This is a genomic window from Brachybacterium ginsengisoli, from assembly GCF_002407065.1.
Lineage (GTDB): Bacteria > Actinomycetota > Actinomycetes > Actinomycetales > Dermabacteraceae > Brachybacterium > Brachybacterium ginsengisoli.
Map to the genome: position 1 here is coordinate 3,944,262 of NZ_CP023564.1, position 8,992 is coordinate 3,953,253.

General features: G+C 70.3%; 7 protein-coding genes. 2 read left to right on the top strand and 5 right to left on the bottom strand.

Translation table 11 applies throughout. From position 1 onward, the window contains the following. Positions 1-5 precede the first annotated feature (5 nt). Positions 6-554 carry an NYN domain-containing protein gene (locus tag CFK41_RS17625; protein WP_096800854.1) on the bottom strand — a complete coding sequence of 183 codons (549 nt, stop codon included), beginning with the start codon at positions 552-554 and terminating at the stop codon, positions 6-8. A gap of 753 nt (positions 555-1,307) precedes the next feature. On the opposite strand from CFK41_RS17625, the gene CFK41_RS17630 reads away from it, so the two are divergent. Beyond that, positions 1,308-2,705, top strand: coding sequence for an HNH endonuclease signature motif containing protein (locus tag CFK41_RS17630; RefSeq protein WP_227873139.1), 1,398 nt, complete (start codon positions 1,308-1,310; stop codon positions 2,703-2,705). Between the two features lie 187 nt (positions 2,706-2,892). Here the strand turns inward: CFK41_RS17630 and fdhA are convergent, their stop codons facing one another. The 4 genes from fdhA to CFK41_RS17650 all read right to left on the bottom strand — a co-directional run bounded on the left by fdhA (position 2,893) and on the right by CFK41_RS17650 (position 7,402). Beyond that, positions 2,893-4,119 (bottom strand): formaldehyde dehydrogenase, glutathione-independent, encoded by a 1,227-nt coding sequence (gene fdhA / locus CFK41_RS17635; RefSeq protein ID WP_096800855.1) that lies wholly within the window; start codon positions 4,117-4,119, stop codon positions 2,893-2,895. Positions 4,120-4,274: 155 nt separating this feature from the next. Further along, complete coding sequence (locus CFK41_RS17640) at positions 4,275-5,336, bottom strand: Gfo/Idh/MocA family protein (RefSeq protein ID WP_096800856.1); 1,062 nt, start codon at positions 5,334-5,336, stop codon at positions 4,275-4,277. 30 nt (positions 5,337-5,366) lie between these two features. After that, the gene (locus CFK41_RS17645; protein ID WP_096800857.1) at positions 5,367-6,248 is read right to left on the bottom strand and encodes a sugar phosphate isomerase/epimerase family protein; all 882 of its coding nucleotides are present in this window, start codon (positions 6,246-6,248) and stop codon (positions 5,367-5,369) included. 29 nt (positions 6,249-6,277) lie between these two features. Beyond that, a complete protein-coding gene (locus tag CFK41_RS17650) occupies positions 6,278-7,402 on the bottom strand; it encodes an ROK family transcriptional regulator (protein ID WP_096800858.1) in 1,125 nt (374 codons plus the stop codon). Positions 7,403-7,494: 92 nt separating this feature from the next. Between CFK41_RS17650 and CFK41_RS17655 the strand changes: the two genes are divergently transcribed. After that, on the top strand, positions 7,495-8,904 hold the full coding sequence (locus CFK41_RS17655) for a protein adenylyltransferase SelO (protein ID WP_096800859.1): 1,410 nt from the start codon (positions 7,495-7,497) through the stop codon (positions 8,902-8,904). Positions 8,905-8,992: the final 88 nt, after the last annotated feature.

Here is an 8,992-nt window from a genome sequence, read left to right on the forward strand (position 1 = left end):
CCGGCTCAGATGAACTCGAGCGGATCGAACTCGTCGATGTCGATGATGCGCACGCGCGGCAGGCGGCTCGTGAACGCGGAGACGTCGTACTCGAGGTCGTGGAACTCGATCCCCGAGATGCTCTGGAGATCCGAGGCCATGAACTCGCGGAAGCCGACGATCGCGGTGCGTCGCTCCGGATCCGCGGCCAGGTCCTCCATCTGCGGGACGAAGTCCCGGTCATGGCTGACCAGCATGACGTCCGCCGGACGATCCAGCAGGGCCGCCGCGGTGCGCTGGATCGCGATGTCCACGATCTTGCCCTCGCCGCGCAGCGGGACCGGCTTGTAGCCCATCGCGATGAGCGCCTGGACGAAGCTCGAGGGCAGGCTGTCGTCGACAGCCAGGAAGAACAGGCCCTTCACGCTCTGATGCCACGACATCTCGGCGTGGTGGAGCAGCTTGTTCCAGCGAGGGCGCTCCTCGGGCTGGGGCCGCCGGCCGAGAACCGAGACGCCGAGCGTGGCGTCGATGTTCTCGCCGTCCACCAGGAGGTACGTGGTGCGTTCCGTCATGGGGTCGACCTTACGCGCTTCCGGAGCGGGACGAGGCCCGGAGGAGCGGGCGGTGGACGGGGCCGGGCCGAGGCGGGGTTGAGGCGAGATATCCCCAGGAATGTGCACACTGTGGAAGGCGTGAATGACGTTTCCTCCACAGGGGCGAATTATGCACATTCTCCTTGTGGGGAATGACGGGGTGTCCCAGGGCCTGCTGGAAGGGTGCTCGAGGGTTGCGCGGGGCATGGGGAGGTGTATACCGGCAGGTCGTGGAGGGGTGGTGGGTGCCGAGGAGGTGCGGCACCCGTCCCCGTGATCGGATCCCTGACGCGACCGTTCCTCCACAGTCAGTGGTTATCCACGGATTTGTCCCCATTTCTCGATGATCCTTCAGTAGGGGGTGTCGGGGAAATAGAATGGGGTTATCGCGGAGGTGGTTCGCGGGAGTGTTTCGAGTGTGGGGAGGGGGTGGTGGTGATGGGTGAGTTCGAGGAGGGGTTCGAGGTGTTCGAGCGGGATGGTGCGGCCGACGGGTCGGTGGCTTCAGGGTCCGGGCCGGCTTCGCCGCGCGGCCCCGTTCCCATCTCTGCTGCTGGCGCTGCTTCGGGTCTCGCGGGTCGTCTCGACGATGCTCTGTCGGAGGTCACTTCGTCGGTGGTCCTGCCGGAGTGGCGGGTGCGGGCCCGTAAGGAGCTCACGCGGGAGCGGGTCGTTCAGGAGGTCGAGTCCGATTCCATCGAGGCTGCCAGAGTCGAATCTCTGCATGGTCTGATGAGGCAGCGGGCCCGTCTCTACGCCCAGCATCTGCGGCAGGTGGCGGTGTTCTTCCGGGAGGATCCTGAGGTGGAGGGCCTGCTGGAGGACGCGGATCTGACGGCGTTGAAGATCGCGACCGGGCTGCGCTGCTCCTACCTTCAGGCCACCTCGCAGGTCCATGACGCGTATCGGGCGGTGGAGTGGATGCCGCTGACGTTCGAGTACCTCCGTCGCGGGGACCTGCCCGAAGCCTGGCATCGCTCCCTGCTGCGCCGGGTGCGGCGCTTGAGCGAGGAGCAGGTCCGGCAGGTCGATGCCCGGATCGCCGAGGTCGAGCTGCCCTCCATCTCCCCTGTCACGTTCGACAAGCAGGTCTCTGTCGCGGTCGCTCTCGCGACCGCGGGCACGCTCCCGACCCCGCCTTCCAGTTCCAGGGATGTGGAGGTCGTGGGCGTGGACCCGGAGGTGGGGACCGCGTCGTTGCTGGTGACGGGCCCGATCCTGGAGATCACGGGCCTCGCCCAACGGCTCGATCTCGCCGCGCGCACGGTCCAGAAGACTCAGCGGGCGATGCTCGAGGACGGGACGGAGGGGCCGATCCCGTTCGACCTCGACGAGTCCCTCCGCGAAAACGGCAGAGCCGCCTCGCTGCGGACCCTGAGATACGCGATCCTCACCCACTCGATCCTCGACATCGATCCGGTCCAGGAGACCCGCACCCCGTTCAAGCTCCTGGTCACCGTGCCCGTCACGACGCTGCTGGGCATGGATGACTCACCCGCGATGCTCGAGGGCATGACACCGATCCCGGCCGAGCTCGCCCGGGACCTGGCCGGGAAGGAGACGACCTGGCAGCGGATCCTCACCGACCCGATCACCGGCGCGCACCTCCCCGTCGACGCGACCACGTATCAGCCCACGGCGCAGATGCGGCTCCAGCTCCGGCTGCGCCACCCCGTCTGCGCCGCACCGGGCTGCACCCGATCGACCGCGCTCGCGGCAGAGGACGACCACATCATCGAGTACGACCACGACCACCCCGCCCGAGGCGGACCCACCTCGCTGTGGAACCTCCACCGATTGTGCTGGCAGCACCACCAGCTCAAGACCGCCGGCCTCATCGACCCCGACCGCGACCCGAGGGACGACCCTGCCCGCGAAGACCGCACCACACCCGCCGGACCGCTCGAGACGACCTGGAAGATCGGGCCGCTCCGCGCCCGCACCCGGGAACACACCGACCTCCTCACCCCCGAGACCGTGAAGACCCTCGACCAGGCCTGGACCCTCCACCAACGCACCCGCCGCGTCCAACAAGCACTGGCCAACCAGGACCGGACCCGGCCCATCCCCGACACCCGCCGCGTCACCCCACCCGGCGCCACCCCCGAGTACCCCGACCCACCCTACTGACCGCGCCATGACGACGCACTGTCCCGGTCTACCTGCGCAGATGCTCATATCTGACATGAGTGTGAAGTCTGCTGCCCGCCGCCGTCACTCCGCTCCCCTCACATCGATGTCACCCGGACTGCACATCGCCCGCTCCGGACCGCCGAGATCGGCGCAGGAGCGGGCGATGCAGCCGGGATCGAGCGGATCAGACGGGCTGGACCCTGCCGGTCACGCCGTGCGGGTCGATCACGTACTTCGTGGCGACACCCGAGTCGAACTTTGCGTACCCCGCCGGGGCGTCGTCCAGGGAGATCGCAGCGGCGTTCACGGCGTCGGCGATCTTCGCCTTGTCGTGCAGGATCGCCTCCATCAGCTGACGGTGGTACTTCATCACCGGGCACTGGCCGGTGGTGAACGACAGCGCCTTCGCCCAGCCCAGTCCCAGCCGCAGCGACAGCGAGCCCTCCTGCGCCGCCTCGTCCACGCCGCCCGGATCGCCGGTCACGTACAGACCGGGGATCCCGAGCGCACCACCGGCCCGGGTCACGTCCATCAGCGTGTTCAGCACCGTCGCCGGCGCCTCCTTCGCATCCTTGCCGTGCCCGCGGGCCTCGAAGCCCACAGCGTCCACACCGGCGTCGACCTCTTCGCGGCCCAGGATGCGGGCGATGCCCTCGCGCGGATCCTCCTTCGAGACGTCGATCGTCTCGCAGCCGAACTTCGCCGCGTTCGCGAGGCGGTCCGCGTTCATGTCCGCCATGATCACCACCGAGGCGCCCAGCAGCTGCGCGCCCAGCGCCGCGGCCGTGCCCACCGGGCCCGCCCCGGCGATGTACACCGAGGATCCGGGCCCCACTCCCGCGGTGACCGCGCCGTGATAGCCGGTGGGGAAGATGTCCGAGAGCATGGTCAGGTCCAGGATCTTCTCCATGGCCTGGTCCTTGTCCGGGAACTTCAGCAGGTTCCAGTCCGCGTACGGGACCAGCACGTACTCGGCCTGACCGCCGACCCAGCCGCCCATGTCCACGTACCCGTAGGCGCTGCCGGGACGGTCCGGGTTCACGTTCAGGCAGATCTCGGTGCGCCGCGTCTTGCACATCTCGCAGCGGCCGCAGGAGATGTTGAAGGGCACCGAGACGAGGTCTCCCTTCTTGATGAACTCGACCCCGGGCCCGGTGTCGATCACCTCGCCGGTGATCTCGTGCCCGAGCACCAGATCCGCCGGCGCCGTCGTGCGGCCGCGCACCATGTGCTGGTCGGAGCCGCAGATGTTCGTGGTGACGACCTTGAGGATCGCCGCATGGGGCAGCTTCCGGCCGACGTTCGCGGGGTTCACCCCCGGGCCGTCCTTGAGCTCGTATCCCGGGTAGTCGATGTCGATGACCTCGACCTCACCCGGACCCTTGTACGCGACCGCACGATTGCTGGACATGCTGACCCTCCTCGACCTGGCCGCGGCCCCGATGCTCCGTTGCATCTGTGCTCGAGCCGCACCACCTCCAGGCTGGGTGATGCGGGTCACGTTGTCAATCGTCGCGGACCGGCCCGTCGGGGCTGTTCGTCCTGTTCAGGGCCGGTCCGCGAGGATCAGCCGAGCGTGACCTCGCGTCCCGATGCCGCCGACTCGTAGATGGCCTCGAGGATCCGCACGATCTCGACGCCGTGCCAGGCCGGCGCGACCGACTCCGCACGCCCCAGCGACGCGTCGACGAAGTTCTGGATCTCGTTGCCGAAGCCCACACCGAACTCGAAGGTGCGCGAGGCGATCTGCGGCTCGATGTTCACCACCGAGTCGTGCATCTCCGTGGCGATGTGCAGCGACGGCTCGAGCTCCGCGCCGCCCTTCTCGCCGTACACCGAGACGTCGATCGAGTCCTTAGTGGCGTGCAGCGAGTACGAGCAGTCCAGCAGCAGCGAGGCGCCGTTCTCGAACCGGATCACTGCATTGGCGAGGTCCTCGACGGTGTTCTTGGACGGGTCGTAGTCCGCCGCCTTGTAGCGCGGCATGGTGGTGACGTTGCCGCGGCTGCCGAGCTTGTCGTAGGTGTTGCCGCTGACGGCGACAACCTTCGGGGAGCCCATCAGGTACCAGCACAGGTCCAGCACGTGGATGCCGATGTCCAGCAGCGGGCCGCCGCCGGAGATCTCCTTGTCCGCGAACCAGCCGCCGGGGTTGCCCACCCGGCGCAGGCAGCTGGCCTTGGCGTAGTAGATCTCGCCCAGCTCGTCCGCGTCGATGAACGACTTCAGCACCTGGCAGTTGGGGGAGTGGCGGCGCACGAAGCCCACCTGCACCACCCGGTCGCTCTTCTCGACGACGCGCTGCAGCTCCTCCGCCTCGGCGAGGGTTCGGGCGATCGGCTTCTCGACCAGCACGTGCTTGCCGGCCTCGATCGCGGCGATCGCCCACTCGGCGTGCGAGTTGTTCCAGGTGCAGATGGAGACGCCGTCGACCTCGGGATCGGCGAGCAGCTCGTGGGGATCGGCGTAGGCGCGGCGGGCGCCGTGCTTCTCGGCGACGGCCTGGGCCCGCTCGAGGTTCATGTCCGCGACGGCGACCAGGTCGACGTCGGGGTTCTCGCTGTACGCGGTCAGGTGGGACTGGGCGATGCTGCCGGCGCCGATCACGCCGACTCGGAAAGTGCTCATGGGGTGTGCTCCTCGGTGGTGGATGAGAGGTCAGGCGAACAGGCTCTTGGCATGGGCGATCCCGCGCTCGCAGCCCAGGAGGCAGTCCTCCCAGCCCTCGAACTCGATGGCGGCGTAGCCGGCGAAGTCGGAGTCGCGGATCGCGCGGGCGACGGCGCGCAGGTCGATGTCGCCGTTGCCGACCACGGCGCCGCGCAGGTGCTTGCCTCCGCGGCTGCGGAACCAGCCCTCGCCGGGGGCGGCGTCGGCCGGGCGGATGTAGAAGTCCTTGAAGTGGACGACCATCGCGTACGGCAGGTTCTGCGGGACGGAGACGGCCGGGTCCTCGTCGACGCACACGAAGTTGCCCACGTCGAGGGTGGTGCGGAAGTTCGGCTCGTCGACCGCGTGGATGATCCGACGCACCCGGTCCGCCGCCTGCACGAAGAAGCCGTGGTTCTCGAGGCTCGTGGTGATCCCCTTCGTCGCCGCGTACTGGGCGATCTCCTTGCTCGCGGCGACGATGTTCGGCAGCACCTGCTCGAACAGGGGCGTGTCATCGCCCTCGTGGCCGCTGTGGCCCACCACGTCGTGGCGCATCCGCGTGATGCCGAGGCGCTCGGCGAGGTCCACGTACTCCTTCACGCGGGCCACCTGCGCGGGGTCCCCGGTGGAGAGGTCCGCGCCGATGGCGAGGCTGGTCAGCGGCACGCCCGCGGCTGCGGCGTGGTCGCGGATCTGGTCGACGTAGGCGGGGTCGGAGGCGATGTTCGGGATCGGGGAGTCGGCGTCGTCGGCGAGGGAGGCGAGCTCGAGATGCTCGCCCTCGCTCGCCGCGATCCAGTCGATGACCTGCGGCAGGCTCATCTCGCCGGTGGAGAGCTTGGAGTGGAAGCTGTAGGAGCTGAAGCCGAAGGTGATGTCGGTGGTCATGGGGGTCCTCGCGGATAGGTGGGGTGAGGTCAGAGGAGGGTCTCGTGCACGCGCCGCCAGGGGGCGGGCACGTCGGGGACGCCGGTGAGACGGGTGGAGCCGTGGGTGAAGCCCAGTCCGAGCGCGCCGACGAGGGCTCCGTCGGTGGTCAGGTTCGCCGGCACGACCTCCGGGGCGGGGTCGATCATCAGCAGGCGGCCGACGGCCCGGCGCAGCGGTGCCAGCAGCGTCTCCCCGGCGCGGGAGAGTCCGCCGCCGACGACGATCCGCTCGGGGTCGACGGTGAGCAGCACTCCCGCCAGCCGCGGAGCGATCTGCGCGCAGAACTCCTCGACCTCCCGCACGGCGGCCGTGTCCCCGGCGGCGGCGCGCTCGAGCAGCTCGCGCCCGTCGTCCCCGGTGGACCAGGTCAGGCGGCCGCGCACGGAGGTCTCCGTCCAGCGCATGCCGCGCTGGCTGCCGATCTCGCCGGCCAGCCGGTGGGCGCCCTGCAAGATCTGGCCGCCCACCACCACGGCGAGGGAGATCCGGTGGCCCAGCTCGAGCAGCACGATGCTGTGGGCCGGCGGGGCGAGGTGGTGCTCCGCAAGTGCCGCGAGCTTGATGTCGTTCTCGACGGCCACCGGGCAGCCCAGGCGCTCGGACAGGTCGGCGCCGAGGTCGAGGCCGTCCAGGCCCGGGACGACGAGGCTGCGGCCGATGCGTCCCTCGGGCGTGAGGATGCCGGGGACGGCGACGCCCACTGCGTCGGGCGCGGTGCCGGTCTCCTCGAGCGCGCGCTGGAGCGGAGCGAGGGGGTCGGTCACGGTGGTCGGGACGGCGGAGCGGGCGACCACCGATCCCGCGGCGTCGGTGACCAGGCAGCGCACCGTCCGCGCGCCGATGTCGAGGGCGGCGACGCTCGCCGCGGAGGGGTCGAAGCCGAAGCGACGTGCCGGGCGACCCGCGCCGCCGGATGCGGCGGCCGGGGCGGGGGTGACGATGCCGGTGGACTGCAGGTCCTCGAGCACCGCGGCCACGGTGGGTCGGGAGAGCTCGGTCGCGGCGGCGAGCTCGGCGAGGGTCAGCGGATCCCCGGACTCCCGCAGCACGACCACGCAGTCCCGCGCGTTGGCGCGACGGACGGCTGACGTGGTCGGGGGTGCGGCAGGCATCGACGCCTCAATTTCGTAAGGGGGTTACAGAATGCGCGCGATCAGTGTGCGCTGTGCGGGAGGCGGGAGTCAAGGGGTGGGAGACTCGGGGGATGCCGAGCTCCGATGCGACCGCCCCCGTGCTCCACCAGAGCTATGCCGAGGCGCTCCCCGAGCTGTCCGTCCCGTGGCGCGCGGACCTCCCGCCGCAGCCGGAGATCGCCTGGCTGAACGAGGAGCTCGCCGCGGAGCTGGGCATGGACCCCCACTGGCTGCGCGGCCCGGAGGGTCTCGCCCTGCTGACCGGTCAGATCGAGGGCACCACCGCGCAGGTCTACGCCGGCCACCAGTTCGGCAGCCCGAATCCGCAGCTGGGCGACGGCCGTGCCGTGCTCCTGGGGGATCTCGTGGACGTTCGTGGGCGGCGTCGCGACCTGCACCTCAAGGGCGCGGGCCGCACGCCCTTCGCCCGCGGCGGCGACGGGAAGGCGCCGCTCGGGCCGATGCTGCGCGAGGCCGTGATCGGGGAGTGGCTGCATGCCGTCGGGGTCCCCACCACCCGCGCTCTCGCCGTGCTCACCACGGGGGAGCGGATCGCCCCGCGCCAGGGCGTGACCCCCGAACCGGGCGCCCTGCTGGTGCGGGTCGCCGCGAGCCACCTGCGGGTGGGGACCTTCGAGTACGCGGCCTGGCACCTCGACCCCGAGGTGGGCCACCGCCTGCTCGAGCACACCCTCGCACGGCACCACCCGTCGGCCGACGGACCCCTCGCTCTGCTCGAGGCGGTGACGGGCGCCCAGGCGGAGCTGGTGGCGCGGTGGATGCTGCTCGGCTTCGTGCACGGGGTGATGAACACCGACAACATGGCGCTCTCCGGGGAGGGCATCGACTACGGTCCGTGCGCGGTGCTCGACGTCCACCGCCGCGGCGCGGTGTTCAGCTCGATCGACCGTGGCGGCCGCTATGCCTACGGGAACCAGCCCGGCATCGCCCTGTGGAACCTCTCCCGCTTCGCCGAGTCGCTGCTGCCGCTGATGGGGGCGACGGACCCGAACCGCGCGGTGGAGCAGGCGACCGCGGTGCTCGAGCGCTTCGAGGTGCGGTACCGGCAGGCCTTCGAGCGGGGTCTCGCGGAGAAGCTCGGCATCCCCGAGGACGGGCGGGAGGGCGTCGGTGCCCTCGGCGACGAGCTGTTCGCGCTGCTCGAGACGCAGCAGCTGGACCACACGCGGTTCTTCCGGGCGCTCGACGAGGATCGCGCGCCGGCCCAGATGGCGGGGTGGCTGGAGAAGCTGCGGAAGCTTCGGGGCGACGGGGTGCGGACGCACCGGGTCAATCCTCTGTACGTGCCGCGCAACGTCCACCTCGAGTCGGCGCTGCGGGCCGCGCATCTGGGGGACCTCCGGCCGGTCCTCGAGCTGCTGGGTGCGGTGGCCTCACCGTTCGACGCCCGCGCGGGGCTCGAGCACCTCGAGACGGCCGGTGAGGGCGGGGAGGGCTTCCTGACCTTCTGCGGGACCTGAGCGGCGTAGAAGGGGTGCTGTCGGACAATCCGGGCACCGGGCCGTCCGACAGTGCAGGCCTCTGACCTGCGGTTCTAGACGTGACGCA